We start from the raw sequence: 25,231 nt of genomic DNA, 5'->3' as shown, positions 1-25,231 counted from the left end.
CTAACTTACGTGTCAAATGGGCAAGACTATTGCTATTGCGAATCAGAAAGGAGGGGTCGGTAAAACGACCACCACGGTGAATCTGGCAGCCTCCCTGGGGGTGCTTGAAAAGAAGGTATTGCTCATTGATGCGGACCCACAGGCCAACGCCACTTCAGGCCTTGGCGTGGACGCGGACGAGATCTCCCTGGGCAGCTACCAGCTGCTAGAGCACACGCGGTCCGCAGAGGATTGCATCATTGCGACCAGTTCCCCGAACGTGGACCTGATCCCGGCGCATATTGACCTGGTGGCCATCGAGATTGAACTCGTGGACCAGGACATGCGGGAATCCATGCTCAAGAAGGCCATCGAAAGCGTTCGGCACCGGTACGACTACGTGCTGATCGACTGTGCCCCGTCCCTGGGGCTGCTGACCCTGAATGCGCTGACCGCGGCCGATTCGGTGATCATCCCCATCCAATGCGAGTATTTCGCCCTGGAAGGCCTTGGAAAACTGCTCAATACCATCAAAAGCGTCCAGCGGATCCATAACCCGGACCTGGATATAGAGGGGATGCTGCTGACCATGTACGATGCCCGGCTGCGGCTTTCCAACCAGGTAGTGGAGGAAGTCAAGAAACATTTCGGAGACATGGTATTCGAAACGATTATCCAGCGGAACGTCCGCCTGGGGGAAGCACCCAGTTACGGGGAGAGCATCATCAAGTATGACGCCAGCAGCAAGGGGGCGACGAATTACCTGAATATGGCCCACGAACTGCTGCAGAAAAACAGGCAAACCGTATAATGGCAAAAGCGACCAAAAAACAGGCTCTGGGCCGGGGGCTTTCGGCCTTATTGAAGGACCCGGAGAATGACATCCAGTCCGTATCCGACAAAAATGCGGATAAGGTGGTGGGCAGCATCGTCGAACTCGATATCGAAAGCATTGAGGTAAATCCCTTCCAGCCGCGGTCCAATTTCAACGATGAAGCCCTGGACGAGCTCGCCTCCTCCATCCGGGAACTGGGAGTCATCCAACCGATTACGGTGCGGAAACTGGGCTTTGACAAATACCAGCTGGTCTCCGGGGAACGACGCTACCGGGCATCCCGCCGGATTGGCATGGAACGCATCCCCGCTTATATCCGGATCGCCAACGACCAAGAAACCCTGGAGATGGCCCTGGTGGAAAACATCCAGCGCCAGGACCTGGACCCCGTGGAAATCGCCCTGTCCTACCAACGCCTCATCGAGGAGATTGGCCTGACACAGGAGAAACTGAGCGACCGCGTGGGCAAAAAACGGAGTACGGTTACCAATTACCTCCGGTTGCTGAAGCTGGACCCCATCGTACAAACCGGGATGCGGGACGGGTTTATCAGCATGGGCCACGGACGCTGCCTGGTGAACCTGGAAAACCGCTCGGAGCAGCTTCGGGTCTATGAAAAAATCATTGCCGACAACCTGTCGGTTCGCCAGACCGAGGCGCTGGTCCGGTCCCTGGGGGAAAAAACCCCGCCCAAAAAAAGCGCCAAAAACACCGAATTGCCCGAATTTGCATCTGACGGCCTGGCCATCCTGAAGAATTACCTGGATGCAGCCGTTTCCGTACAGGCTTCCGACAAGGGCAAAGGGAAGATCACCATCCCCTTTCATAACAAAGAAGAATTCAGAAGGCTGAAAAAACGGATAACCGGTGACTAAGGCCGCCTGTTTGTTCCTTCTGCTGGCCGGTCTTGGCCCTGGGCTGCAGGCCCAGGAAACCAATGCCCGGGAGGTTCCTCAGGATTCGCTGGCCCGCCAACAGGTAGCCGATTCCCTCGCCTTGGAGCAGGAGGCCGATTCCGCGGCCCGCCAGCGAGTTGCCGATTCCCTTCGCAACCGGGATGAAGAAGCCGTGCAGCGGCAGATGGCAGGAAGCGGGATCCGTTTCGAAAAGGTGGAAAAACAGGAGATAAACCCGCTGGCCCCCAGCAAGGCGGCCTTCTTTTCGGCCGTACTTCCCGGCCTTGGGCAGATCTACAACCGCCGGTACTGGAAGGCCCCGATCGTCTGGGCCGCCATTGGTACAGGGACCTATGTCTACATCTACAACGACGACTTGTACGACCGCTTCCGGACTGCCTTCAAACGTCGCCGGGCCGGTTTCACCGATGATGAGTTTTACGACCTCAACAAGGACGACAACGTGACCCCGACTACCCCGGATTTTTCGGACGAAGCCCTGCAGGACGCCCAGGAGCGCTACCAGCGGGATCGCGACCTCGCCCTGCTGATCACCATTGGCCTCTATGCCCTCAACATCATAGACGCCAATGTGGATGCACACCTGAAACAATACAACGTGGATGAGGACCTGAGCATGGAGGTAACACCCTACCTGGAAACCAACCCCATCAACGGAAACCCCCATTACGGGCTGGCCGTGAACCTGCGATTCTGACGATATGAAAATAGGACTATTCGGATACGGAAAGATGGGAAAAATGATTGAAGGCCTCGCCCCGGGCAGGGGGCACGAGATCCGGGCGCGTATCGACGGGCCTGGTGATGTGGTCCCTTTTGGCGAACTCGATGTCGCCATCGATTTCAGCAGCCCCGAAGCAGCCTTTGACAATATTGCCCGATGCCTGGAAGCCGGGGTGCCGGTAATATCGGGGACTACGGGCTGGCTTGAACGGTACGGGGAGATTACCCGGAAATGCGAAAAGCTCGGAGGCGCCTTTATCTATGCCTCCAATTTCAGCCTCGGGGTGAATCTCTTTTTCAGCCTGAACGAATACCTGGCCGGGCTGATGGCAAAAAACCCCGGCTACCGGGCTTCCATCGTGGAGACCCACCACACCCAGAAACTGGATGCCCCCAGCGGCACAGCCATCACGCTGGCAGAGGGGGTCCTTTCGCATACGGACTATGACAGCTGGAGCCCGGACCCGGAAACGGACAGGGAACTGCCGGTACAGTCCCGAAGGTTGGGGGATGTACCCGGGACGCATGTGGTATCCTGGAATTCCTCCGTGGACCGGATTGACATTACCCATACGGCGCACAATCGGGAAGGCTTCGCCCTGGGGGCGTTGGTTGCTGCCGAATGGCTGGTTGGCAAAAAAGGGGTTTACAGCATGAAAGATGTGTTAAACCTCCGTTAAGCACTATAGTAGAAAGCCCCTATTGGGCGTTATTTGAAAACAAAAGACTCCTATGGATTATACCCAGTGGATCCTGTTTATTCTTCTTGTCCAGGTCATTCATTTCCTGGGGACCTGGAAATTGTACCAGAAAGCTGGGCGTCAGGCCTGGGAAGCTGCGATCCCCATCTACAATGCGATCGTGCTGATGCAGATTATCGGCAGGCCCCGCTGGTGGGTCTTTCTGCTGTTTATCCCGATTATCAACTTGCTGATGTTCCCGGTAATCTGGGTGGAAACCATCCGGAGCTTTGGCCGGAACCGCCTGACCGATACCTGGCTCGTCCTGCTGACCCTGGGCTTTTATATCTACTATATCAACTATACGCAGGAGGTTACCTATCTGCCGGAGCGGGACCTGCATCCGAAGTCTGCCTCCGGGGAATGGGTGAGTTCCATTGTCTTTGCCATTGTGGCTGCCACCCTGGTGCATACCTACTTCATGCAGCCCTACGTGATCCCCACCGGCTCCCTGGAACGTACCCTGCGGGTCGGGGACCTGCTGCTGGTCAGCAAATTTCATTACGGGGCCCGGGTGCCCATGACTACCGTGGCAGCTCCCATGGTACACGATACGCTCCCGGTGCTCGGGGTTCGCTCCTACCTGAACAAGCCCCAGCTGCCCTATATGCGGCTGCCGGGATTCCAGAAGGTATCCCGAAACGACCTCGTGGTGTTCAGCTGGCCCGCCGATACAGTACGCCAGTTCTTCCGGGCGGAACGCGGGGTGGAAAAGCCCATCGACAAAAAGTCAAATTACGTCAAACGCTGCGTGGGGGCCCCGGGCGATTCCCTGAAAGTGGTTGACGGTTATGTGTATATCGACGGGAAGCGCCTGCAGCTCTCGGACCGGGCCCGCCCCATGTACGACTACACGGTTTACGGGCAAAAGGGCATTTCCACGCGTTGGCTCCAGGAGATTGGCGCGGATGAATTCCTGCGCACCTATGTGTCCCAGGGGCTCAGCGGGCCCCAGCTGAACATGGTCGGGCCGTACATCTACGACTACGACAACCAGAATGGGCAGACTGTCATGCTGACCCCTGCCGAAGGGCTTCCCCTGGATGTGGTGCGGGCGGCCGGCATCACACAGATCCGGGAAATTCCCACCCGGGAAAGGGTGGTGGCACTGACTGACGCCATGGCCGAAAAGCTGCGCGCCTATTCGGGGGTGGACTCCCTGGTGCGACAGGTGGAGCCGGCCGGGGTGCCGGGCGGGAATATATTCCCGCAGAGCCCGCTCTATCCCTGGAACAACGACCAGTTCGGCCCTATTTATATCCCGGCGGCCGGGGACGAGGTGGCCCTGACGGTAGAGACCCTGCCGTTCTACAAGAAAATCATCCGGGACTACGAAGGCAACACGGTAGGCGTTTCCGGCAACCGGGTACTGGTCAACGGGGAACCCGCCACCACCTATACCTTCAAGCAGAATTACTACTGGATGATGGGGGACAACCGGGACCATTCGGAGGACAGTCGGGCCTGGGGCTATGTACCCGAAAACCATATCGTGGGCAAACCGGTCTTTATCTGGATGAGCTTTGACAACTTCAATCAGGGGATCGCAAACTGGAAGCCCCGATGGGGCCGGATTTTCACGACGGTCAGCGGTTCGGGGGAACCCCGCTCCTATTTCCGGTATTTCCTGATGGCACTTGCCGCCTATTTTGTGATTGATTTCCTGGTCCGCCGCCGGCGCCGGAACCGGAACAAGGCCTGACCCTGCCATGGCCGAGCTCCTGCACCCGGTATATTTCCCCAATTGCCTGACCCTGTCCCGGGTGGCCCGGGCAGAAGTGGTTTGGGAGGTGTGGGACAACTACCAAAAGCAGACCTATCGAAACCGCTGCTACATCTGCACGGACCAGGGGAAGCAAATGCTCAACCTGCCTATCCGGCACACAGGCGGAACTTCAGGACGACAGCGTTACCGGGACGTCTGCCTGGACAACACCTATAACTGGCAGCGGCAGCACTGGCGGGGACTGCAGACCGCGTATCGTTCGGCACCGTTTTTTGAGTTCTACGAAGCCGACCTGTTGCCCCTGTTTGAGTCCCGCTTTGACCGGTTGCTGGAGCTAAACCTGGCGACGGTGGAAATCCTCTGCAAACTCCTGGGGTTGGAGTTCCCTGTCCGGAAAACGGAAAAATACGAAGCGGCCCCGACAGGGGTGGCGGACCTCAGGTTCCTCGTGGATGCCAAATCGGAAATCCCCGCGGAGCTCCCCCCCTATCCTCAGGTATTTACCCAGCGGCACGGTTTTATCCCGAATGTGAGCGCCCTGGACCTGTTGTTCAACGAAGGCCCCGCAACCCGGGACTACCTGATGCAGGTCCAACTCAACGGATAGGATGCGGGAAGCGGTACATTACGGTCTGCACTTTGGCTTGCCCATCCTGGTGGCTTTCGGATGGTATCCACGGAAAAGCTGGCTGGTGTTGGGCATCCTGCTGGCAGGGCTGCTCATTGATCTGGACCACCTGCTGGCCGACCCGGTTTTTGACCCTGGGCGATGCAGTATCGGGTACCACCCGCTGCATTCATACTTCGCGATAGCTGTGTATGTCGCCCTGTTGCTTTTCCGGAAAACCCGGCTGCTGGGCCTGGGCCTGATGATCCACATCGCCGCGGACAGTGCGGATTGCCTCTTACTGGCTATGGAGGCGCAGGGTGGCTGAAACGGGGAGGTGATCCGAAAGGCGGATGTCGTGGGTCTGGTGGCGCAACACCTCCATGCGGAGATCCGCGAGGATAAAATCGATGCGGAACGGGATGCCGCGGCGGCTATAGGTGCCGGCATAACCGGATCCGGCTTCCCCGAAACTATCGTTTAACCCTTTTGAGAGGATCCGGTGGGTCCGGGAAAAAGGGGTGGCGTTGAAGTCCCCGCAAATCACTGACCGATACGGGGAACTTTCCTGGTGCTCCTTGACCAACTGGGCTTGTTCAACGTGCAGGTTGGCAACCGCCTGAATTCGTTTAAGAAAAGTCATCCCATTGTCCCGGAAAATAAAGCGTTTTAATCGCGGTGACCTGATCCGGTAGGACTGAAGGTGCACATTGTAGACGCGGATGGTGTCTCCCTCAACGACGATGTCCGCGTACATCGCATTGTTTGCCGATTCGTTAAAGTCGATATTACCGGATCCCACTATGGGGTAGGTGGAAAAAATGGCCTGGGTGGATTTATCCGGTTTATCCGGGGAAATGGCCCGGTAGGGATACCTTGGGAGCGAATAGGAACTGCGCCGGTCTAGCTCCTGGAAACACAGGATATCCGCATCCATTTGGTCCAGGGCCGTTTGCAAGGCAGTGGTCCGCTCCCTGCCACCGGGGGTCCGGGTGTTGCCGGTATTGAAACTGGCAATCCGGATGCCTTTCGTCCCTACGCGTTCGGCGGGTCCGGATAACCGGTAATAGGGTCCGAAAGAGAAAAGGGACAACAGCAGAATCAGCCCGGGGAACCGCGCCCGGCGGCGGTGCGTGGCCAGGAGGTAAACCACCCCGATGGCATTGAGCGCCCACAACAGGGGTACCCCGATACTCAACAGGTCCAGTGGCGGCCAGAACAGTCGGTAATAACTGATACACGCGATGAGCAAGAGCAGGGCATTGCAGAGAATCAGGGCGTACAGCAGGCCTGCTGTTAGTTTTGACCTGTTCACGTATCAGTCTTCTTTGCCGGCTTTGAAAAGGAAGTCCTTTTCGTCCTGGGTCAGGCTCTCGTAACCGGATTTGCTGATCTTGTCCAGAATGGTGTCGATTTTGCGCTGCCGGGCTTCCTTGTCGTAATCCACCTTGCCGGCCTTTTTTGCGTCCTGCTTGCGGTAAACGGTCTTGAGGGGTGCCTTGCGCTCCCGTTTCTCAAAAAGGCCCGCAAACCAGTCCAGCATACGGGAGAACCCGGCCCCCAGGTCACTGCCCTGGGCGGACCGACGGGCATACAGGTAGCCCAGCAACGCGCCGCCCAGGTGGGCGATCCGGCCCCCGGGGTTGTCCCCGGTGGGGATGAGCACCAGGTCCATCAGCACAAAGAAGGCGCCGATATACCACAACTTGACGTTAAAGAAAAGCAGGCGTACCTGCTGGTGGGGGATGTAGGTGCAGACAAAGATCAGGACGGCCATTACCCCGGCGGAAGCCCCGATGAGGGGCGACTGGCTCTGGTAAAAAACGGGGAAAATATTGTAGGCTGCCAGGAAGAAGGCACCCCCGAGCATTACGCCCAGAAAATACACGTTTACAAACCGCCTGGGTCCGTAAAAGTTCAGAAAGATCCGCCCCACATAAAAGAGCATCAGCATATTGAAAAAAATATGCAACAGCCCCCCGTGCAAAAAAGAATAGGTCACCAGCGACCACGGCTGGGTCAGGAATTCGAAGAAGTCCTTTGGAAGCTCAAACCAGCGTTCGAGGCTCCTCCCCGGGAGGTCCAGCAGGAAACCTGCCAGCCCGAAAACGATATAAACCACCAGGTTGACCACGATGATCTTCTCCGCGATACTGAGCCGTGCATATTGATATTTAAGGTTGCTGTTTGTCATTTACAGGTCCCACCGGTTTTTGTTAAACTCATTTTTTTTCCAGTACCACATCATCAGGAACCCGAAAATAGCCCCTCCCACGTGGGCAAAATGCGCGATCCCCGCCCCGAAGATGGAGTAGCCCGTAAGGCCGGAAAACAGATCCAGGCCAATGAGGGCAGGGATAAAATATTTTGCCTTGATGGGTATCGGCAGGAAGATCAGGAAGAGTTCGCTGTTGGGGAAGGACATCCCGAATGCGACCAGGATACCGTAAATGGCACCGGAAGCCCCTACGGCCGGCGTGAAGTAGGATTCCAGCATCTTGTTGACCGCCCCGCCGGGGGCCATCATTTCCCAGTTTTCGTTGTATTTGCCCTGGGCGAGCAGGTTCATGATGTCCGCTTCAGACGCACCCGCGTTCACCAGCGCATCCACCCCCTGGTGCACCTGGTAGTAATTGACGCCGGAGTGGATCAGCGCAGCCCCGAGCCCTGCAGAAAAATAGAAAAACAGGAACTTTTTTGTGCCCCACATGCGTTCCAGGGGGGTCCCGAAGGCCCAGAGCGCATACATATTGAACAGGATATGCATGATCGTCTGGTTGCTGTGCATGAACATATGGGAAACCACCTGCCACAGGAAAAAATTCGGGTTCTCCGGGTACCACAGTGCGAGCCAGTCGTACAACTGTTCCCCGTAAAGCATCGCGGCCACGTAGAGGATGATGTTAATTATCAGCAGGTGCTTGATACCTTCGGTGAGTCTTCCCATCTAACTGAGTTTTTTTTCGAGTTCCTCCATGGGGAGGGTAACATAAACCGGTTTGCCCCCCGGGCTCAACCCGGGCTCCTTGCAACCGAAAAGGTCGTTGACCAGGGCCAGTTGCGCCTGTTGTTCGAGGGCCGTCCCGGGCTTCACCGCCAGGGAGCGCGAAAGGGCCTTGGCAATCCGGTCGCTCTGGGAAAAATGCTCCCCGCCCTCATGCCGTTGCCAATCCGCTATCACCCCGTCCAGGATGGATTCCGCATCGGATTCCGCCATCAATACGGGAAGCCCCGTAATTTCTGCAGAATGGTCACCCATGCGGCCAAACCCAAAGCCCATACCCCTCAGGGCCTCCTTGATCGCATTGAGTACGTGCCATTCGGCCGGGCTGAATTCAATTTTCAGCGGAAACAGCAGGGCCTGGGTCGCAGGCTCCTGCTGGGTGGTGTTCCGCAACAGCTTTTCATAGAGCACCCGCTGGTGGGCACGGTGCTGGTCGATCAGCAGCAACCCGGATTTGATCCGCGTGAGCAGGTATTTGCGGCCCACCTGGAAGATCCCGGCCTGATCGGGTGCCGGGGCTGTGTCCCCCCGGAACAGGGAGGGGTTGCCCCCTTCCGATTCGATCGTCCAGTCCTGTCGGGTAGCTTCTTCCACCACTTCCTCATCCAGGCCTTCATACAGGACTTCCCATCCGGCCGCACTGGTCTTTTTTCCGGCCCGCGAAGCGCCCCGGGCAGTGCTATCCCCTGCAAAGGGGTTAAAGGTTCTGTCGACGCTGACCCCCGGGAGGGCAGCCTGTTTCCGCTCGTACGCGTAAGGGGTTTCCAGGTTCGGGTCCCTTTCAAAATCCAGTACCGGACTGATATTGAATTGTCCCAGGCTATGTTTTACGGCCGATCTCAGGATGGCGTACAGGCTCTGTTCGTCCTCGAACTTGACCTCCGTCTTGGTCGGGTGGATATTGATATCGATGGCATCGGCAGGGACCTGCAGGTACAGGAAGTATCCGGGGTAGGTATCCGGTTTGAGCAGTCCCTCAAAAGCGGCCATGATAGCATGGTGGAGGTAGGCACTGCGGATATAGCGGTCGTTGACGAAAAAAAACTGTTCGCCCCGGCTCTTTTTGGCAAATTCGGGTTTGCACACAAAGCCGTCTATGGCAGCCAGCTGGGTTTCCTCCCGTACGGGGACCAGGCGGGTATTCATCCGGGAGCCGAAAAGGTGGCCGATACGCTGGCGCAGGTTGGATGCGGGAAGCTGATGCACCTCGCTGTCGTTGTGGGTCATGGTAAATGCCACCCCCGGGTGTGCCAGCGCTACCCGCTGGAACTCATCCAGTACGTGGCGGAATTCCACCTTCCCCGACTTCAGGAAATTCCGGCGGGCCGGGATGTTGAAAAACAGGTTCTTGACACTGATGGAAGTACCTTCCGGGGCAACGGCAGATTCATTCGACTGAACCGTATCCCCGGCAATCCGGATCCGGGTGGCCAGTTCGGCTTCCCCTGTCCGGGTCTGCATTTCGACCTGGGCGATGGCGGCAATGGAAGCAAGGGCTTCGCCCCGGAACCCCTTGGTGTGGAGCCGGAATAAATCGGCCGCTTCAGAAATCTTTGAAGTGGCATGCCTGCGGAAACTCAGCAGGGCGTCCGCCGGGCTCATTCCGCAACCGTCGTCCACCACCTGTACCAGGGTTTTGCCCCCATCCCGGATTACCAACTGGACCCTTTGGGCACCGGCATCCACCGCATTTTCGAGCAATTCCTTGACCACAGATGCAGGGCGCTGGACCACCTCGCCAGCCGCAATCTGGTTGGCTACGTGTTCCGGCAATAATTTGATACGGTCCGTCATTCGCTGGGGAAAAATATAGAAAGGTCAAAATCGAAGATAAACAATACGATCAGCAACAAAACCACGAGAATTATCAAGAAACGCAGCCGGAGGTTTCGGTCGCCCCGGTGCTTCATATCATTTATGGCGCTGTTCCAGCGGGATTTCAAGCCGCCCGGCCCCTGGGCCGTGGTTCGGTATTTGTCTAACTTGTGCTGGATCTTGAAAGGGTTACCCTCTCCGTTATCGTCGTAATACCGGGGCCTGTAACTGTATTTTTTATTCTTGCGAAGTTTCGAAAATCGTCCCATAACCCGAATCCCAAAAGTACTGAAAAACGGAAACCCTGCCTCGGGACGCGTGCCAAAAATTGTTAACAGGGACGTGCCGGACTTCTGGCTTCCGATTAAAGGGCTGCCATCTTGAGGGCCGCGATGGCCGCCTCGGTGCCCTTGTTCCCATGCCGGCCCCCACTGCGGTCGCGGGCCTGCTCCATGGTATCGTCGGTCAGCACGCAGAAGATGACCGGGACCTCCATGCGGATATTCAGGTCCTTGATACCGGCGGCAGTTGCATGGCATACAAAATCGAAGTGGGCGGTTTCCCCCCGGATCACGCTCCCGATGGCAATGACCGCATCGGGGCGCTCCCGTTCGATCATCCGTTTGCAGCCGAAAGCGAGCTCAAAGCTCCCAGGGACACGCCACCGCAGGATACGGTCGTCGCTCAGGCCGCAATCGATCAGGGCATCGTAGGCCCCCTGGTAAAGTGCTTCGGTGATTTCAGGATTCCATTCGGATACGACCAGGCCGATCCGCATCCCCCCCGTATCCGGGAGGTCCTCCTTGTCATAGGCCGACAGGTCTTTTCCAGAGGTAGCCATCAGCTCCCCTTTTTGGCCATGCCGATAAGGGCTTCGACCCCTGAGGCCTGGGCAGACTGTGGATAACTGTCCCGAATCCGGCTGAAGTAATCCACTGCCTTGTCGTACCGCTGCATTTCCAGGGCGGTAACCCCGGCCTTCTGCAGGTAGAGGGGGGTGGTAAAGTCGTTGGTATCGTGAGCAAGGGCCTTTTCGTAGTAACTGAGCGCTTCGTCCGGCTGGCCGAGCTGCATGAAGGCGTCCCCGATGGAACCAAGGCTTACTGCCCCCAGGATAGCGTCTTCCGAGGAATAATCCTCCAGGTAGTTGATGGCCTGGTCGTACTGGTTGAGTTGCAGGTAGGAGACCCCGGCGGCATAGCGCGCGAGGTTGGCCGCTTCCGTGCCGGAGTATTCATCGACGATGTCGATAAGCCCGTATTTGCCCTCTGCCCCGTTCAGGGCAAGGGTGTAGAGGGAATCCGTGGCGGTTTCGCTCTGCTGTGCCTGGCGAAAATACTGGAGCGGGTAAAAAAGTTCGTTGCTGGCCGCTTCCTCCCGGGGCTTCTGAATGAACTGCTGGTACCCCAGGAACCCGAGTACCCCAACGGCGATCACGCCGATGACCCCCAGGATGTAATTCTGGTTGCGGGCCACCCACTGCTCGGTCCGGGATGCACTGCTGTCGAGCGTGCTGAAGACCTCTGCCGTGGTGCTCTCGTGTTGCTGCTGCTCGGTTGCCTCTGCCTTATTTTTAGGCTTGTGCCCGCGCTTTTTGTATGTCGCCATTTTTTGTAATATTGGTCGCGCAAAAATAAGGGTTTTATCCAAAACCGAAAGGCAATTTATTCGTTATTTTTGAATAATTTGCCCGGAACGCTCCTCCCGGGTGCCGAGCTGAATCACATGCATTTAAACCGCTTATCCTTACTGAATTACAAGAATTTCGAGTCCCGGGATTTCTCCTTCGACAATAAGATAAATTGCCTGGTGGGGCCCAATGGCATCGGGAAGACCAACGTACTGGATGCCATATACCACCTGGCTTTTGGCAAGAGTTACTTCAACCCGGTCACCACACAGAACATCCGCCACGGGGAAGACTTCTTCGTGATCGACGGGGTCTTTGACCGGGAAGGGGAAACAGAGCATATCGTCTGCAGTTTCAAAAAAGGGGCCCGCAAGGTCCTCAAGCGCAACGACAAGGCCTACGACCGCTTGTCGGAACACATCGGGAACGTCCCCCTGGTGATCGTCTCCCCGGCCGACCGGGACCTCATCCTGGAAGGGAGCGAAACCCGGAGGAAATTCATGGACGGGGTGATCTCCCAGTCGGACCGCGCCTACCTGCAGGACGTGCTGGATTACCACAAAATCGTCTCCCAGCGCAATGCACTGCTGAAATACTTCGCGGCAAACCACCGCTTTGACCCGGATACACTGGGCGTTTACAACCTCCAGCTTGCCGGTCTGGGCACGCGGATCCACCAAAAACGGCAGGCCTTCATGTCGGAATTCCAACCCATTTTTGGGGAACAATACCGGGCCATCTCCGGGGGGGACGAGGCAGTGTCCCTGACTTACGAAAGCCAGTTGGGCGAGGCCCCCCTGGAGGAACTGTTCGCCTCCAGCCTGGAGAAAGACCGGCTGTTGCAGTACACTACCCAGGGGATCCACAAGGACGACCTCCGCATGGACATCGCCGGGCATCCGATCAAGAAATTCGGCAGCCAGGGCCAGCAGAAATCCTTCCTGATCAGCCTGAAATTTGCGCAGTTCCAGTTTATGAAGGCCCGCCGTCCCGGTACCCCAATCCTCCTGCTGGACGATATTTTCGACAAACTCGACGAGCACCGGGTAGCCCACATTATCAGCCTGGTCAACCAGGACCTGTTCGGTCAGATATTCATCAGCGACACCCATGCCGACCGCACCGAGGCGGTGGTAAAAAAAATACACCAGAGCTATGCGTTTATCGAACTTTGACCCGCGGCGCCTGCCGATCCTGCTGATCCTGCTGCTGGCAACGGCCTGCGGAAACGGCGTTTCCACATCGGACCTCCAGTACCTGCAGGGCTATTGGGAAATCCGTGAGGTCGTCTTCCCGGATGGCAACAACAAGGACTACGTGGTGAACCCGACCATCGATTACTTCAACCTCGACGGTACGACCGGCTATCGCAAAAAGCTACAGCCCAACGCGGACGGCACGTTTCAGACCTCCGACGACGCCCTTCCCCTGCAGGTCCTGGAAAGGGATGGCAGGTTCTTCCTCGTTTTTGAGGGGGATGAAGGCAGCTGGGAGGAGGAGATCGAGGAGCTCAGGCCCGGGTCCCTCGCCCTCCGGAGCCCGGCCGGCCTCCTCTTTGAATACGCCCGCTATGAACCCCTGCAAATACCCGGAACCGATGGCCCGTAAAGACGACAAGCAATCCCTGGGGGATGCCCTGAAGGACTTCCTGAAACAACGCGGGCTGCAAAAGGGCATCGACCAGGTAAATATTGCCGAGGCATGGAAGGAAGTCCTCGGTCCCGGGGTAGCCGGATATACGCGCCGCGTGCAGCTGAGGGGGGGCACCCTCTACGTCTCCCTGGGCTCCTCGGTGTTGCGGGAGGAACTCAGCCTGGGCACCTCCAGGATAATCGACATGCTAAACGAGCGGATGGGTCGGGAGCTGGTGGAAAAACTGGTACTGCAATAGGGGAAGAACTGGTGCTGCAATAGTGGAAAAACCGGTATCCCAATAAAAAACCCGACCGGGAAGGTCGGGTTGGGTATACATTGGCGGTTTAGAAGGCCTCCCCCACAACCGGGGGGATTCACGGGTGTTTGGACCCACAGGGGGCCGAACCTGGGCCTGCTTGCCTAGGAATAGATTTCCCGCCCTGAAAAGTGGAAGGCCCCTTCGATTTCCGCGTTGGCATCGCTGTCCGAACCGTGGATCGCATTCTCGGCGATATCCGAGGCGAACAACTTCCGGATGGTTCCCTCTGCGGCTTCTGCCGGGTTGGTGGCACCGATGAGGGCACGGAAATCCTCCACGGCGTTGTCCTTTTCCAGGATGGCCGAAACGATCGGACCCCGGGTCATGAAATCGACGAGCTCCCCGAAAAACGGGCGCTCCTTATGGATGGCATAAAATTCCTTCGCATCGCGCCGGCTCAGCTGGGTGTATTTCATGGCCACAATGCGGAACCCCGCTGCGGTGATCTTTTCCAGGATCGGCCCGATATGCCCGTTCTCAACCGCATCCGGTTTGATCATGGTAAAGGTTCTGTTTCCAGTCATTTCAAAAAATTTTGGGCAAAAGTACACTTTATTACCCCAACCACCAACAGAAATGACAGTGCGCCAATCGGTCTTCTTTTGAATTAGTTGTATCTTTGCACGCATGAATTGTGAAGATGCCCGTACGCTGCGACACTGGTTATCTACCCCCCAGCGCATCCTGCTTATTCCACATAAAAACCCCGATGGCGATGCCATGGGGGCCTGCCTGGGCCTGCAGCATTTCCTGCTCAGAACCCAGCAGGCGGTTACCGTTGCCTCCCCTAACGAATTTCCGGCTTTCCTGAAATGGATGCCCGGGGCCGGGGAAGTCGCCTACTATTGCAAAGAGCAGGAACGCGTGGAAGCGCTCATCCGGGAAGCCACCCTGATCTTCACCCTCGATTTCAATGCGCTGGACCGGACCGGTCCCATGGAGGAGGCACTGAAAGGTGCAGAGGCCCGCATGGTGATGATCGACCACCACCAGAGCCCGGAAGATTATGCAGACATCCGGTATTCGGATGTTTCCATGAGTTCCACCTGCGAGATGATCTACAATACCATCGTTGCACTGGACGGTGCCCAGGTGCTTTCCCCTCAAACGGCAGCCTGCCTCTATGCCGGGATCCTCACCGATACCGGTTCCTTTAAATTTGCCTCCACCAGCCCGGAAACCCTCCGGGTGGCTGCCCTGTTGATGGAACGCGGGGCAGACCATACGGAGATCCACCGGCAGATATTCGACACCAACAGGCCCGAACGCCTGCGGCTGCTGGGTATTGCCCTGAAAAACATGCGGATCCTGGAGCCCTACAACACTGCCTACATCACCCTTTCCCAGGAAGAACTCGACAGCTGCGACTACCGCAAGGGGGATACGGAGGGGTTCGTGAATTACGGTTTGTCCATCTCGGGCATGGTGCTGGCGGCCATTTTTATCGAAAGCCGGGAAGAAGGGATCATCAAGATCTCCCTGAGGTCCCGGGGGTCGTTCTCCGTCAACGATATGGCCCGCACGCATTTCAATGGCGGTGGCCATATCAATGCGGCCGGTGGCCGGAGCGAGGCCCCCCTGGAGGAGACCACGCGGCGCTTTGAGGCCCTGCTTCCCGAATACCAGGAAAAACTATCCAATCCATGAAAACGCGACTATTGGCTTTGCTGGCAGTACTGACCGTCAGTTGCGGGGAACCCGAGGTGCGCTGGCCGGTCACCCGGAAGGCCGGGTCCTTTTTAAAACTCTCTGCAGAGCGAAATAAACGGCTGCTGGATCAGGAACAGGCCTGGCTGGACGAGCTGGTTGCGCGGGACAGCCTGCATACCTATATCAACAGTGAAAGCGGTTCCCGGTACTACTACCTGCAAAAGGGCGATACCGGAGGCTATACCCCCCGACCGGACGACCTGGTTACGCTTACCTACGATATCCGCACCTGGGAAAACGATACGCTGTACACCCGGGACGAGATTGGACTGGTGCGTTACAAGGTGGACAAACAGGAGTTGTTCCCCGGACTCAGGAACAGCGTGAAGCTCCTGCAGGAAGGGGAAAGCGCGGTATTTTTCTTCCCGTCATCCCTGGCCTTCGGGTACCACGGGGACCAGGAACGCATCGGCCCGAATGTCCCGGTACAAAGTACGCTGACCCTGTTGCAAATCGAAAAAGAATCCGATACCCTATCACTCAAACCCTAAGATATGAAATACACCTTTTCCATTCTGTTTCTTCTGGCCCTGCTGGCCACCGGTTGCAAATCCAATCAATACGCCGACCTGGGCGATGGCCTGTACGCCGAGATGCAGACCTCAGAGGGCGAGATCATCCTGCGCCTCGAATATGAAAAAACCCCGGTGACGGTTGCGAATTTCGTGACCCTGGCCGAGGGGACCAGCCCGTTTGTCAGTGAGGAATTCAAGGGCAAACCCTATTATGACGGGGTTTCCTTCCACCGGGTCATGAAAGACTTCATGATTCAGGGAGGGGATCCGACCGGTACCGGACGCGGTACGCCCGGCTACCGGTTTTCCAACGAAATTGTGGATTCGCTGGTCCACGACCGGAAGGGGATCCTCTCGATGGCCAACTCCGGGGGCACCAAGACCAACGGCAGCCAGTTTTTCATCACCCATGCGCCCACCCCCTGGCTGGATGGAATACACACGGTTTTCGGGGAAGTCGTCAAGGGCATCGAAGTAGTGGATTCCATAGCCGCCGTAACTGTGGAACCGGGCAACAACAAGCCGGTGGATTCCGTGTTGATGGAAAAGGTGGAGATTGTCCGCAAGGGCAAGGATGCCAGGGACTTTGACGCAGTGGCCGTCATGGAGAACTATTTTGCACAGGAGGAGGCAGCGGAAGCCGCGCAACGCGAGAAGCTGGAAAATGCAGCGGCGGAATTCGCCAGCCAGAAGGCGGAAGCAACAAGCCTGCCCTCCGGGCTTTCCTACAAGGTGGTCAATGAGGGGGAAGGCCCCAAACCGGCCATCGGGGACATGGTACTGGTCAATTACTCCGGCTGGCTCGAGGACGGCACCCTGATTGACAGTTCGGAAGAATCGGTTGCCAGGGAATTCGGGATGCTCGACCAGCTGGTGCAGATGCACCGCGGGGCTCTTACCCCCTATCCGATGCCGTACAGCCCGGATACCCAACTGATTGCCGGGTTCAAGGAAGCGCTATTGTTGATGGAGGTAGGCGACAAATGGCGCGTCTTCATCCCGTCCCACCTGGCGTATGGCGAACAGGGCAACGGCCCGGTCCCCCCTGGCGCATCCATGGTTTTTGACCTGGAAATACTCGGGATTCAGGGAGGGGAATAAACCCCGCATCGGATACAATGCTAATAATAAACCCGGTTTCGAAACCGGGTTTTTTTATTTGTCCTGCCAATTGGGGCTCCTATGTGCCGATGCGTGAGAGGACGTCCTTGAGCAGTTTCCAGAATTTGACCGTGGAGGGTACGTTTGCCCGTTCGTCCGGGGAATGTGCACCCCGGATCGTCGGCCCGAAACTGATCATATCCAGGTCCGGGTACTTGTCCCTGATGATTCCGCATTCGAGGCCACCATGGCCGGCAAGTACATGGGGCTCCCTGCCGAACAGCGCCTTGTACCGCTCCAGGAGCAGTTCCAGGATCCGGGATTCCGGTTCGGGTTCCCAGCCCGGGTAGTCCCCGCTGGTCTCCATCCGGAAACCCGCCAGGGAGAACACCGCCTCCAGCCTGCGAACTACTGCGGCCTTGGCCCCTTCGCGGGAGGACCGGGCCAGGCAGCCGATCTGAAGTTCCCCCGAACCGGCTTCCACCCGGGCAACATTGTTGGATGTCTCGGTCTGGCCCGGGAATTCCGCGCTCATCGCAACCACCCCATTGTGCAGGCCTTCCAGGCATCGCAGAAAGCGGTCCGCATCTGCCCCGGGCATGACAGCCTCTGGGGTATGCGCCTTACTGAATAATATTTCCAATCCGGGTTCCACCGGGCCGAATTCAGCCAGCACGGCCTCCCGCTCCCGTTCCAGGGCAGCCCTGATGGCGGCCTCCGAGGCAGGGTCCAGGGCAAGCAGCGCCCGGGATTCCCTGGGGATGGCATTGCGCAGGTTCCCCCCGCTGAAACCGGCCAGGCCGAAGGTTGCCTCCTGACGGCAGGCATACAGCAGCCGGCCGAGGAGTTTGTTGGCATTGCCAAGCCCCTTGTGGATATCCATCCCGCTGTGGCCGCCCTGCAATCCCCTGACCAGGATTTCCATACCGAGCTGGCCTCCGGGAACGCTTTCCGGATCATAGCCGGAGGTGCCCGACACGTCCACGCCCCCTGCACAGCCCACACTGAGCTCGTCGTCTTCTTCCGTATCCAGGTTCAATAAGATACGGCCCCGCAACCAGTCGGGCCTGAGCCCCTTGGCGCCGGTCATCCCCGTTTCCTCATCGATGGTGAAAAGGGCTTCCAGGGGAGGGTGCTCCAGGTCATCGGCCTCAAGGACGGCCATGATGGCAGCCACCCCCAGTCCGTTATCCGCCCCCAGTGTAGTCCCTCGGGCTCGAACCCAGTCCCCGTCCCGGTAAAGCCGGATCCCCTCGGTTTCAAAATCGAACTCTGTGGCATCGTTCTTCTGGTGGACCATATCCAGATGGGCCTGAAGGATTACCCCCGGGGCCTGCTCCCTTCCCGGGCTGGCCGGCTTTCGGATAAGCACGTTGCCCACCTCATCCCGCATCGTTTCCAGGCCCAGTCCGTGGCCAAACTCCATGGCAAAGGCAATGATGCGCCCCTCCCCCTTGGAGGGCCTGGGTACCGCACTCAGAGCTTCGAAATGCTTCCAGACGCGTCCCGGTTCGGCCCGGGTCAGTAATTCTTCCATGGTATTATCTTTCTGTGGGGTAAAAATAGCGAATGCCCGTTAGCTACCCGCGTGAAATAGCTATTTTTGGGGGCATGCATAAACGGCTCAAGAATATCATTGCCCTGTCCCTGCCCCTGCAGTTCCTGCTAATCCGCTGGATGGCCGCATCTCCCGAATGGGTGGAACAGTGGTACAGCAGGGGCCTGTACCCCTACCTTTCCGGGTTTTTCCGCGGGCTCTATGGCTGGGTGCCGTTTTCCGTGGGAGACCTATTATACCTGGGGCTCCTGGGCGCGTTCTTCGTCTGGCTGGTCCGCAATCGCTCTGCCATCCGCAAAAACTTTGCTGGCTTCCTGCGGGACCTGGCAGCGGGTTTTGCTGTGTTGCATTTTACCTTTTACCTCCTGTGGGGCATGAATTACTTCCGGGTTCCCCTGGGGGAACACCTGGGCATGAAGGAGACCTACACCGGGGAAGAGCTGTCACAAACCGCCCGGTTCCTCGCCCTGCGGGCCAATGCATTGCAGCAGTCCCTCAGCGGCGATTCAATATCCCCGGTGGAATTGCCCTACTCCGAAGCAGAGATTCGCCAAAAGACCATCGACGCCTATCAAAGCCTGGGGGAGGAATTTCCCGGGTTCCGCTACCGCCACCCAAGCCTGAAGAATTCCCTGATCAGCACCGCGCTGACCTATATGGGTTACGGCGGGTACCTGAACCCGTTTACCGCCGAGGCCCAGGTGAATGCGCGCCTGCCGCTTTTCCGCTATCCCGTTGTCTGCGGGCATGAAGTAGGCCACCAACTGGGGTATTCGGCGGAAAACGAAACCAATTTCATCGGCTACCTGGTTACCGAGCGCAACCCGGATCCTTATTTCCGGTATACGGCTGCAGCTTACGGCCTGGGATACTGCCTGGCAGAGATCGACCGGCGCGACAGCCTGGAGCGAAAGCAAATCGTAGGTACCCTCAATGCAGGGGTCCGTGCCAACTACGCCCAGATGCAGGCTTTCTGGGAAGCGTACGAAAACCCTCTTGAGCCGGTTTTCAAGGCCCTGTTCAACCGGTATCTGGAAGTCAACCGCCAAAAAGACGGCATAAAAAGCTACAACCGCGTGGTATCCCTGTTGGTCGATTACCACCGCCAGGAGCTTCAGATAACACCGGATCCGGACGGTCCCTAAAAATTTGTTAAAGTAGGCACCTGCCCGGGGCTTGCATACGGATTATTCTATTTTTAGACCGCTAATCCAATAAACTACCGAATTTTATGAAATGGAGACTCTCCCTCCTGGCCTTCATGGGGCTGGGGATGTTCGCTTTTGCTCAGGAATATTTCCCCAAAAACGACGGTGTAAAAGCGTCCAACGAAAACTATACCGCGCTCACAAATGCCCGGATCCAAATAGCGCCCGGCCAGGTGGTCGAAAACGGGACACTGCTCATCCGGAAGGGGTTGGTCGTGCAGGCAGGTGCCGCTGTACGGGTACCGGAAAACAGCGTGGTGATCGACCTCAGCGGAAAATACATCTACCCTTCCTTTATCGACATCTTTTCCGGATTCGGAATCCAGGAACCCAAACGCGCCCAGGGTTCCGGTCGCACGTCCCAATACGATGCCAGCCGGGATGGTTTTTACTGGAACGACCACATCCGGCCCGAACAACAGGCCATCGAAGCCTACCAGTTCGACAAGACCAAGGCACAAACCCTGCGAAAAGCGGGTTTCGGGGTGGTCAACAGCCATGTCCATGACGGGATTGCACGGGGTACCGGAATCCTGCTGACCCTCAGCGATTCCGACGATGATGCGCGCCGGGTACTGGACGACGGCTCCGGGCAGTATTTTTCCTTTGAGAAAAGCGTGACCTCCCGACAGTCTTACCCGACCTCCCTGATGGGGGCCATGGCCCTGCTCCGGCAGATGTATTACGATGCCGACTGGTATGCCAAAGGGAATACCTCCAACACCGACCGCTCCCTGGAAGCACTGAACGCCAACAAGGGGATGGTACAGTTCTTCGCGGCCGGGGACAAAAACAACGTCCTGCGCGCAGACGGCATCGGGGATGCCTTTGGCGTGAATTACGTGATCCTGGCAGGCGGGCAGGAATACGAGAACATCGGTCAGATAAAAGCTGCCGGGGCTTCCCTGGTGGTACCCCTGAATTTCCCCGATGCCTTTGACGTATCCAACCCCTACGAGGCTAAAATCGTGAGCCTCGAGGACATGAAGCACTGGAACCAGGCGCCCACCAACCCGAAGGTACTCGCTGATAACGGGATTACCTTTGCCTTTACCCTCCACGGCCTTTCCAAGGAATCGGACTTCCACGAGAAGGTCCGCAAGGCCATGGCCCACGGGCTTACGGAACAACAGGCACTGGAGGCACTGACGACCACCCCGGCCAGGCTGCTCGGCAAAAGCGGGCAGATCGGATCCCTGCAGCCAGGGCGTCTCGCCAACTTCCTGATCACCTCCGGTCCCGTTTTCGATGAAACCACCACCCTGTATGAAAACTGGGTGCGGGGAAACCGCGATATCCTGGAGGATATGGACCGCAAGGACATCCGGGGCGAATACGCCCTGAACGCGGGCGGGAAATCCTTTACCCTGAGTCTGACCGGGAAGGCCGCCTCCCCTAGCATCAAGGTGATGCGGGACACTGCCGAACTCAAATCCAACCTGAATTACAGCGGGGACTGGGTGGACATCAGCTTCAACGATACCGGCGAGCGTTACCGGATGACGGCCCGTGTAAGCGAAAGCTCGGACAACCTGCAGGGCAAGGGCGTTTTGCCCAACGGCAATGAGAGCAGGTTCACTGCCCGCCTGACCAAGCCATTTGAGGCGGGGGATTCGGATTCGGATCCGGAAGGCGCTTCCGCAAAAACCCCCGAAGTGCTCCCATTGACCTACCCGAATGTCGGTTATGGCTACGCAAGCCCGCCGACCCAGGAAGACGTACTGTTCAGGAACGCAACGGTTTGGACCAGTGAGGACGCCGGTATCCTGGAAAACACGGATGTCCTGGTCCGCAAAGGCAGGATTGCCCGAATCGGGCAGGACCTGAGCGCGGGCGGGGCACACGTCATCGATGCCACCGGGAAACACCTGACGGCCGGGATCATCGACGAGCACAGCCACCTGGCCGCCGTGGCCATCAATGAAGCCGGCCACAATTCTTCGGCGGAAGTGCGGATGTCGGACGTAGTGGATCCGGAAGACGTGGATATTTACCGCGACCTGGCCGGAGGTGTTACCTCCATACAGCTTCTGCACGGATCCGCCAACCCCATCGGGGGCCAGTCCGCCATCCTGAAGCTGAAGTGGGGCCGACCGGCATCCGAAATGCTGTACCAGGAAATGCCGAAGTTTATCAAATTTGCCCTGGGGGAGAACGTCAAGCAGAGCAACTGGCAGAGCTATGAGCGGTTCCCGCAGACGCGTATGGGCGTGGAACAGGTCTTCCTGAACTATTTCCAGCGTGCCAGGGAATACCAGGCCAAAAAGGATTCGGGGGAACCCTACCGCCACGACGAGGAAATGGAAACCCTGGCAGAAATCCTCAGGGGGGAACGGTTTATTTCCTGCCACTCCTATGTGCAGAGCGAAATCAACATGCTGATGAAAGTGGCCGAGAAAATGGGCTTCCGGGTCAACACCTTCACCCACATCCTTGAAGGCTACAAGGTAGCCGACAAAATGGCCGAACACGGTGTTGGGGGGTCTACCTTCAGCGACTGGTGGGCCTACAAGTTCGAGGTAAATGATGCCATCCCTTACAACGCCGCCATCATGTCGCGGGCCGGGGTGACCACCGCCATCAACAGCGACGACGCAGAGATGTCCCGCCGCCTGAACCAGGAGGCTGCCAAAACCGTCAAGTACGGGGGCATGTCCGAAGAGGAAGCGTGGAAGATGGTCACCATCAACCCTGCAAAACTCCTGCACCTGGACGAGCGGGTGGGAAGCATTGCGGAAGGCAAGGACGCGGACCTGGTACTCTGGTCAGGGAATCCCCTTGCCGTTTATTCCAGGGCGGAAAAAACCTATATCGAGGGGGTCCCATACTTTGACCTGGAGAGGGATGCCCAGATCCGTCAGCGCATCGACCGCGATCGCACCACGCTCATCAACATGATGCTCGAGGAAAAGGACGGGGGGTCCAAACGAACCCCGCGCCAGAGCCGGAAAGAACGGTTCCACTGCGACAGCCTGTAATCCCGAACACTTAAAACAAAACGTATGCAACGCTATAAAAACATTTTTCTCTTAATGCTTTTGGCCATGGGAACCCTGGGGGCACAACAAACCCCTGCCCCGGCCCAGAGCGAAACCATCAGTATAACCGGGGCCACGCTCCACCTGGGTGACGGGACTGTCGTTGAGGACGGTACCATCGTTTTCCAGAATGGGACCATTACCGCCGTGGGAGCCGATGTCGCCGCCAGCGGCAAAGTGATCGACGCGGCCGGCAAACACGTCTACCCGGGCATCATTGCCCCGGCCAAGTCCCTGGGCCTCGTAGAGATCGATGCAGTCCGGCCTTCCGACGACGAGGACGAAATTGGCGGGATGATCCCCCATGTCCGCAGCCTGATCGCCTACAATGCAGAATCCAAGGTGGTGGAGAGCATGCGCCCCAACGGGGTGCTGCTCGGCCAGGTCACGCCCCAGGGGGGCACCATTTCCGGCACGTCCTCCATCGTGCAGTTCGATGCCTGGAACTGGGAGGATGCCGCAGTCAAAACGGATGACGGCATCCACCTGCACTGGCCCCAATCCTTCCGCAGGGGTCGCTGGTGGGCCGGGGAACCCCGTGGACTGCGACCGAATAAGGACTACGAAAAAGACCAACAGGAAATCCTGGAATTCATCCGGGATGCCCGGGCTTACGGCAAAGGGGCCAATGCACCCCTCAACCCGGCCTTTGCAGCCATGCAGGGCCTCTTTGACGGCTCCAAACGCCTCTACGCCTATGCCAACGGGGAACGGGAAATCATCGACGCCGTAAGTGCCCTGAAAGAGGCAGGCATCCGGCAAATTGTCCTGGTGGGTGGCTACCAGGCCCACCTGGTGACAGATTTCCTCACGGAAAACGACATCCCGGTACTGGTCAACCAGCCGCACATGCTCCCGGAATACTCGGACGACGACTATGACCACCCCTACAAACTCCCCAAATTACTGGCCGATGCGGGCATCCTGGTGGGGTTGCAGAACGAGGATATGGCCAATTTCCAGACGCGGAACCTCCCTTTTTATGCCGGACACGTGGCCGGCTATGGCCTGGATAAGGAAAAGGCCCTCCAGCTGATCACCGGGAACACAGCCCGGATCCTGGGGATAGACGATCGCTACGGGACACTGGCCCAGGGAAAAAGCGCCACGCTGTTCGTTTCGGAAGGGGACGCGCTGGATATGAGGACCAACAAACTGACCCACGCATTTATCGACGGTCGCGAAATTTCCCTGGAGACCCACCAGACGGAACTCTGGAAGCGCTATGCCGGGAAGTACGGACAACAGTAATCCGGATTAACCCTATATTTGAAACGGAACAATTCTCATGTTGTTCCGTTTTTTTATTGCCCATGGCGTCCGAAAAGCATATCAGCAGTATCCAGAACCCGGAAATCCGGCAATTGCAGCACTGGAGCCAGAAATCCCGGGACCGCAGGAAATCCGGCCTGTTTGTGCTGGAGGGGTATCGGGAGTTGGGCCTCGCATTAAAGGGGGGGTACCGGATCCGGACCCTCTATTTTTGCCCGGATATCCTGCCGGTAGAAGAGCTGCACCAACTAGGGGGCACCACGGGGTGCCCGCTGGTCAGCCTCAGCCCGGAAGTGTACCGGCACGTGGCATATCGCGGCAAGACCGAAGGAGTGATCGCGCTTATGGAGGCAAAAAGCCATCGTCTCGGAGACCTTGAGTTCAGGCGGGAACAACCGCTGATCCTGGTGGCGGAGTCCCCGGAAAAACCCGGTAACCTCGGGGCGCTGCTGCGAACCGCCGATGCAGCCTCTCTTGATGCGGTTATCGTCGCGGACATGCAGGGCGACCTGTACAACCCCAACGTGATCCGGTCCAGTGTGGGGTGCCTCTTCACCGTGCCGGTGGCCACCGGGACCACGGAAGAGGTGCTGGACTTCCTCAAAAAAAGGCATATCGGGATTTTTGCCGCGAGCCTGGGCGGGGCCGTGCGCTACGACCGGGCAGACTTTACCGGGGCATCGGCCATCGCAGTTGGCACGGAGGCCACCGGGCTGACCCCGGGCTGGACCGAGCAGGCGGCCGCATGCGTGGAAATCCCCATGGGGGGCGAGATCGATTCGATGAACGTATCCGTGGCAGCGGCCATACTGATATTTGAGGCTTGCCGCCAACGGGGATTCGCACCCGTTGTCGAAAAATAGGCTGGCAGGGGTGTATCTGGTCGTATTTCTTGTGCC

The 25,231-nt window shown here is 57.8% G+C and carries 26 protein-coding genes; 17 read left to right on the top strand and 9 right to left on the bottom strand.

The features are described 5' to 3' along the window. Positions 1-16: 16 nt before the first annotated feature. The 7 genes from H7F20_RS07840 to H7F20_RS07810 are packed head-to-tail and all read left to right on the top strand — an operon-like array spanning position 17 to position 5,855. On the top strand, positions 17-790 hold the full coding sequence (locus H7F20_RS07840; protein ID WP_185785542.1) for a ParA family protein: 774 nt from the start codon (positions 17-19) through the stop codon (positions 788-790). Further along, on the top strand, positions 790-1,689 hold the full coding sequence (locus tag H7F20_RS07835) for a ParB/RepB/Spo0J family partition protein (protein ID WP_185785541.1): 900 nt from the start codon (positions 790-792) through the stop codon (positions 1,687-1,689). Before H7F20_RS07840 ends, H7F20_RS07835 begins: the two co-directional genes overlap by 1 nt. 10 nt (positions 1,690-1,699) lie before the next feature. Beyond that, on the top strand, positions 1,700-2,428 hold the full coding sequence (locus H7F20_RS07830; protein WP_255444009.1) for a DUF5683 domain-containing protein: 729 nt from the start codon (positions 1,700-1,702) through the stop codon (positions 2,426-2,428). A gap of 4 nt (positions 2,429-2,432) precedes the next feature. Further along, positions 2,433-3,134, top strand: a complete 702-nt coding sequence (dapB, locus tag H7F20_RS07825; RefSeq protein ID WP_185785540.1) for a 4-hydroxy-tetrahydrodipicolinate reductase — start codon at positions 2,433-2,435, stop codon at positions 3,132-3,134. A gap of 52 nt (positions 3,135-3,186) precedes the next feature. Beyond that, positions 3,187-4,896: a signal peptidase I gene (gene lepB / locus H7F20_RS07820; RefSeq protein ID WP_185785539.1), complete on the top strand. Its 1,710-nt coding sequence runs from the start codon at positions 3,187-3,189 to the stop codon at positions 4,894-4,896. Positions 4,897-4,903: 7 nt separating this feature from the next. Continuing rightward, a complete protein-coding gene (locus tag H7F20_RS07815) occupies positions 4,904-5,527 on the top strand; it encodes a WbqC family protein (protein ID WP_185785538.1) in 624 nt (207 codons plus the stop codon). Between the two features lies 1 nt (position 5,528). Further along, entirely contained in the window at positions 5,529-5,855 is a 327-nt protein-coding gene (locus tag H7F20_RS07810) for a DUF6122 family protein (protein ID WP_185785537.1), read from the top strand. Here the strand turns inward: H7F20_RS07810 and H7F20_RS07805 are convergent. From H7F20_RS07805 to H7F20_RS07780, 7 genes are all read right to left on the bottom strand, one after another. Continuing rightward, positions 5,826-6,842, bottom strand: a complete 1,017-nt coding sequence (locus H7F20_RS07805; protein ID WP_185785536.1) for an endonuclease/exonuclease/phosphatase family protein — start codon at positions 6,840-6,842, stop codon at positions 5,826-5,828. The two genes, H7F20_RS07810 and H7F20_RS07805, sit on opposite strands and share 30 nt — an antisense overlap. Positions 6,843-6,845: 3 nt before the next feature. Next, on the bottom strand, positions 6,846-7,721 hold the full coding sequence (locus H7F20_RS07800) for a rhomboid family intramembrane serine protease (RefSeq protein WP_185785535.1): 876 nt from the start codon (positions 7,719-7,721) through the stop codon (positions 6,846-6,848). Beyond that, positions 7,722-8,474: a rhomboid family intramembrane serine protease gene (locus H7F20_RS07795; RefSeq protein ID WP_185785534.1), complete on the bottom strand. Its 753-nt coding sequence runs from the start codon at positions 8,472-8,474 to the stop codon at positions 7,722-7,724. Continuing rightward, on the bottom strand, positions 8,475-10,325 hold the full coding sequence (gene mutL / locus H7F20_RS07790; RefSeq protein ID WP_185785533.1) for a DNA mismatch repair endonuclease MutL: 1,851 nt from the start codon (positions 10,323-10,325) through the stop codon (positions 8,475-8,477). Then, positions 10,322-10,615 (bottom strand): riboflavin synthase subunit beta, encoded by a 294-nt coding sequence (locus H7F20_RS15875; RefSeq protein WP_221898704.1) that lies wholly within the window; start codon positions 10,613-10,615, stop codon positions 10,322-10,324. Before H7F20_RS15875 ends, mutL begins: the two co-directional genes overlap by 4 nt. Before the next feature lie 95 nt (positions 10,616-10,710). Further along, entirely contained in the window at positions 10,711-11,187 is a 477-nt protein-coding gene (gene ribH / locus H7F20_RS07785) for a 6,7-dimethyl-8-ribityllumazine synthase (protein WP_185785532.1), read from the bottom strand. Then, the gene (locus tag H7F20_RS07780; protein WP_185785531.1) at positions 11,187-11,954 is read right to left on the bottom strand and encodes a tetratricopeptide repeat protein; all 768 of its coding nucleotides are present in this window, start codon (positions 11,952-11,954) and stop codon (positions 11,187-11,189) included. Before H7F20_RS07780 ends, ribH begins: the two co-directional genes overlap by 1 nt. Before the next feature lie 117 nt (positions 11,955-12,071). On the opposite strand from H7F20_RS07780, the gene H7F20_RS07775 reads away from it, so the two are divergent. Genes H7F20_RS07775 through H7F20_RS07765 form a run of 3 tightly spaced genes read left to right on the top strand, consistent with a single transcriptional unit; the run spans position 12,072 to position 13,867 of the window. Beyond that, the gene (locus tag H7F20_RS07775; RefSeq protein ID WP_185785530.1) at positions 12,072-13,151 is read left to right on the top strand and encodes a DNA replication/repair protein RecF; all 1,080 of its coding nucleotides are present in this window, start codon (positions 12,072-12,074) and stop codon (positions 13,149-13,151) included. Continuing rightward, positions 13,132-13,584: a hypothetical protein gene (locus tag H7F20_RS07770; RefSeq protein ID WP_185785529.1), complete on the top strand. Its 453-nt coding sequence runs from the start codon at positions 13,132-13,134 to the stop codon at positions 13,582-13,584. The genes H7F20_RS07775 and H7F20_RS07770 overlap by 20 nt, the downstream gene beginning before the upstream one ends. After that, entirely contained in the window at positions 13,574-13,867 is a 294-nt protein-coding gene (locus tag H7F20_RS07765; RefSeq protein WP_185785528.1) for a DUF721 domain-containing protein, read from the top strand. Before H7F20_RS07770 ends, H7F20_RS07765 begins: the two co-directional genes overlap by 11 nt. Positions 13,868-14,031: 164 nt before the next feature. Here the strand turns inward: H7F20_RS07765 and H7F20_RS07760 are convergent, their stop codons facing one another. Next, entirely contained in the window at positions 14,032-14,454 is a 423-nt protein-coding gene (locus H7F20_RS07760; protein WP_185785527.1) for a nucleoside-diphosphate kinase, read from the bottom strand. Positions 14,455-14,557: 103 nt separating this feature from the next. Between H7F20_RS07760 and H7F20_RS07755 the strand changes: the two genes are divergently transcribed. The 3 genes from H7F20_RS07755 to H7F20_RS07745 are packed head-to-tail and all read left to right on the top strand — an operon-like array spanning position 14,558 to position 17,256. Continuing rightward, positions 14,558-15,577 (top strand): bifunctional oligoribonuclease/PAP phosphatase NrnA, encoded by a 1,020-nt coding sequence (locus tag H7F20_RS07755; RefSeq protein ID WP_185785526.1) that lies wholly within the window; start codon positions 14,558-14,560, stop codon positions 15,575-15,577. Beyond that, on the top strand, positions 15,574-16,131 hold the full coding sequence (gene gldI, locus H7F20_RS07750; RefSeq protein ID WP_185785525.1) for a gliding motility-associated peptidyl-prolyl isomerase GldI: 558 nt from the start codon (positions 15,574-15,576) through the stop codon (positions 16,129-16,131). Before H7F20_RS07755 ends, gldI begins: the two co-directional genes overlap by 4 nt. Before the next feature lie 3 nt (positions 16,132-16,134). Beyond that, on the top strand, positions 16,135-17,256 hold the full coding sequence (locus H7F20_RS07745; RefSeq protein WP_185785524.1) for a peptidylprolyl isomerase: 1,122 nt from the start codon (positions 16,135-16,137) through the stop codon (positions 17,254-17,256). 79 nt (positions 17,257-17,335) lie between these two features. On the opposite strand, the gene H7F20_RS07740 is transcribed toward H7F20_RS07745, so the two are convergent. Continuing rightward, on the bottom strand, positions 17,336-18,793 hold the full coding sequence (locus H7F20_RS07740) for an aminoacyl-histidine dipeptidase (RefSeq protein WP_185785523.1): 1,458 nt from the start codon (positions 18,791-18,793) through the stop codon (positions 17,336-17,338). Positions 18,794-18,825: 32 nt separating this feature from the next. Between H7F20_RS07740 and H7F20_RS07735 the strand changes: the two genes are divergently transcribed. The 4 genes from H7F20_RS07735 (at position 18,826) to H7F20_RS07720 (ending at position 25,195) form a co-directional block, all read left to right on the top strand. Further along, positions 18,826-19,959, top strand: coding sequence for a DUF3810 domain-containing protein (locus H7F20_RS07735; protein ID WP_255444008.1), 1,134 nt, complete (start codon positions 18,826-18,828; stop codon positions 19,957-19,959). 86 nt (positions 19,960-20,045) lie between these two features. Continuing rightward, the gene (locus H7F20_RS07730; RefSeq protein WP_185785522.1) at positions 20,046-23,000 is read left to right on the top strand and encodes an amidohydrolase family protein; all 2,955 of its coding nucleotides are present in this window, start codon (positions 20,046-20,048) and stop codon (positions 22,998-23,000) included. Positions 23,001-23,024: 24 nt separating this feature from the next. Further along, positions 23,025-24,311 (top strand): amidohydrolase family protein, encoded by a 1,287-nt coding sequence (locus H7F20_RS07725; protein WP_185785521.1) that lies wholly within the window; start codon positions 23,025-23,027, stop codon positions 24,309-24,311. Between the two features lie 62 nt (positions 24,312-24,373). Continuing rightward, a complete protein-coding gene (locus H7F20_RS07720; protein WP_185785520.1) occupies positions 24,374-25,195 on the top strand; it encodes an RNA methyltransferase in 822 nt (273 codons plus the stop codon). Positions 25,196-25,231: the final 36 nt, after the last annotated feature.

This window comes from Robiginitalea sp. SC105 (genome assembly GCF_014243345.1).
GTDB lineage: Bacteria > Bacteroidota > Bacteroidia > Flavobacteriales > Flavobacteriaceae > Robiginitalea.
The sequence above is the reverse complement of the archived record's forward strand: the minus strand, read 5'-3'. Positions and strand labels throughout refer to the sequence as shown.

What these genes read in the sequence shown, in the direction of transcription:
- ribH (WP_185785532.1), bottom strand. Translation starts at nt 11,187, where the DNA reads ATGGCTACCTCTGGAAAAGACCTGTCGGCCTATGACAAGGAGGACCTC.
- H7F20_RS07720 (WP_185785520.1), top strand. Translation starts at nt 24,374, where the DNA reads ATGGCGTCCGAAAAGCATATCAGCAGTATCCAGAACCCGGAAATCCGG.
- H7F20_RS07770 (WP_185785529.1), top strand. Translation starts at nt 13,132, where the DNA reads ATGCGTTTATCGAACTTTGACCCGCGGCGCCTGCCGATCCTGCTGATC.
- H7F20_RS07795 (WP_185785534.1), bottom strand. Translation starts at nt 8,474, where the DNA reads ATGGGAAGACTCACCGAAGGTATCAAGCACCTGCTGATAATTAACATC.
- H7F20_RS07810 (WP_185785537.1), top strand. Translation starts at nt 5,529, where the DNA reads ATGCGGGAAGCGGTACATTACGGTCTGCACTTTGGCTTGCCCATCCTG.
- H7F20_RS07745 (WP_185785524.1), top strand. Translation starts at nt 16,135, where the DNA reads ATGAAATACACCTTTTCCATTCTGTTTCTTCTGGCCCTGCTGGCCACC.
- H7F20_RS07835 (WP_185785541.1), top strand. Translation starts at nt 790, where the DNA reads ATGGCAAAAGCGACCAAAAAACAGGCTCTGGGCCGGGGGCTTTCGGCC.
- H7F20_RS07775 (WP_185785530.1), top strand. Translation starts at nt 12,072, where the DNA reads ATGCATTTAAACCGCTTATCCTTACTGAATTACAAGAATTTCGAGTCC.
- H7F20_RS07780 (WP_185785531.1), bottom strand. Translation starts at nt 11,954, where the DNA reads ATGGCGACATACAAAAAGCGCGGGCACAAGCCTAAAAATAAGGCAGAG.
- H7F20_RS07765 (WP_185785528.1), top strand. Translation starts at nt 13,574, where the DNA reads ATGGCCCGTAAAGACGACAAGCAATCCCTGGGGGATGCCCTGAAGGAC.
- H7F20_RS07760 (WP_185785527.1), bottom strand. Translation starts at nt 14,454, where the DNA reads ATGACTGGAAACAGAACCTTTACCATGATCAAACCGGATGCGGTTGAG.
- H7F20_RS07840 (WP_185785542.1), top strand. Translation starts at nt 17, where the DNA reads ATGGGCAAGACTATTGCTATTGCGAATCAGAAAGGAGGGGTCGGTAAA.
- dapB (WP_185785540.1), top strand. Translation starts at nt 2,433, where the DNA reads ATGAAAATAGGACTATTCGGATACGGAAAGATGGGAAAAATGATTGAA.
- lepB (WP_185785539.1), top strand. Translation starts at nt 3,187, where the DNA reads ATGGATTATACCCAGTGGATCCTGTTTATTCTTCTTGTCCAGGTCATT.
- gldI (WP_185785525.1), top strand. Translation starts at nt 15,574, where the DNA reads ATGAAAACGCGACTATTGGCTTTGCTGGCAGTACTGACCGTCAGTTGC.
- H7F20_RS07740 (WP_185785523.1), bottom strand. Translation starts at nt 18,793, where the DNA reads ATGGAAGAATTACTGACCCGGGCCGAACCGGGACGCGTCTGGAAGCAT.
- H7F20_RS07800 (WP_185785535.1), bottom strand. Translation starts at nt 7,721, where the DNA reads ATGACAAACAGCAACCTTAAATATCAATATGCACGGCTCAGTATCGCG.
- H7F20_RS07815 (WP_185785538.1), top strand. Translation starts at nt 4,904, where the DNA reads ATGGCCGAGCTCCTGCACCCGGTATATTTCCCCAATTGCCTGACCCTG.
- H7F20_RS15875 (WP_221898704.1), bottom strand. Translation starts at nt 10,615, where the DNA reads ATGGGACGATTTTCGAAACTTCGCAAGAATAAAAAATACAGTTACAGG.
- mutL (WP_185785533.1), bottom strand. Translation starts at nt 10,325, where the DNA reads ATGACGGACCGTATCAAATTATTGCCGGAACACGTAGCCAACCAGATT.
- H7F20_RS07725 (WP_185785521.1), top strand. Translation starts at nt 23,025, where the DNA reads ATGCAACGCTATAAAAACATTTTTCTCTTAATGCTTTTGGCCATGGGA.
- H7F20_RS07755 (WP_185785526.1), top strand. Translation starts at nt 14,558, where the DNA reads ATGAATTGTGAAGATGCCCGTACGCTGCGACACTGGTTATCTACCCCC.
- H7F20_RS07735 (WP_255444008.1), top strand. Translation starts at nt 18,826, where the DNA reads ATGCCCGTTAGCTACCCGCGTGAAATAGCTATTTTTGGGGGCATGCAT.
- H7F20_RS07730 (WP_185785522.1), top strand. Translation starts at nt 20,046, where the DNA reads ATGAAATGGAGACTCTCCCTCCTGGCCTTCATGGGGCTGGGGATGTTC.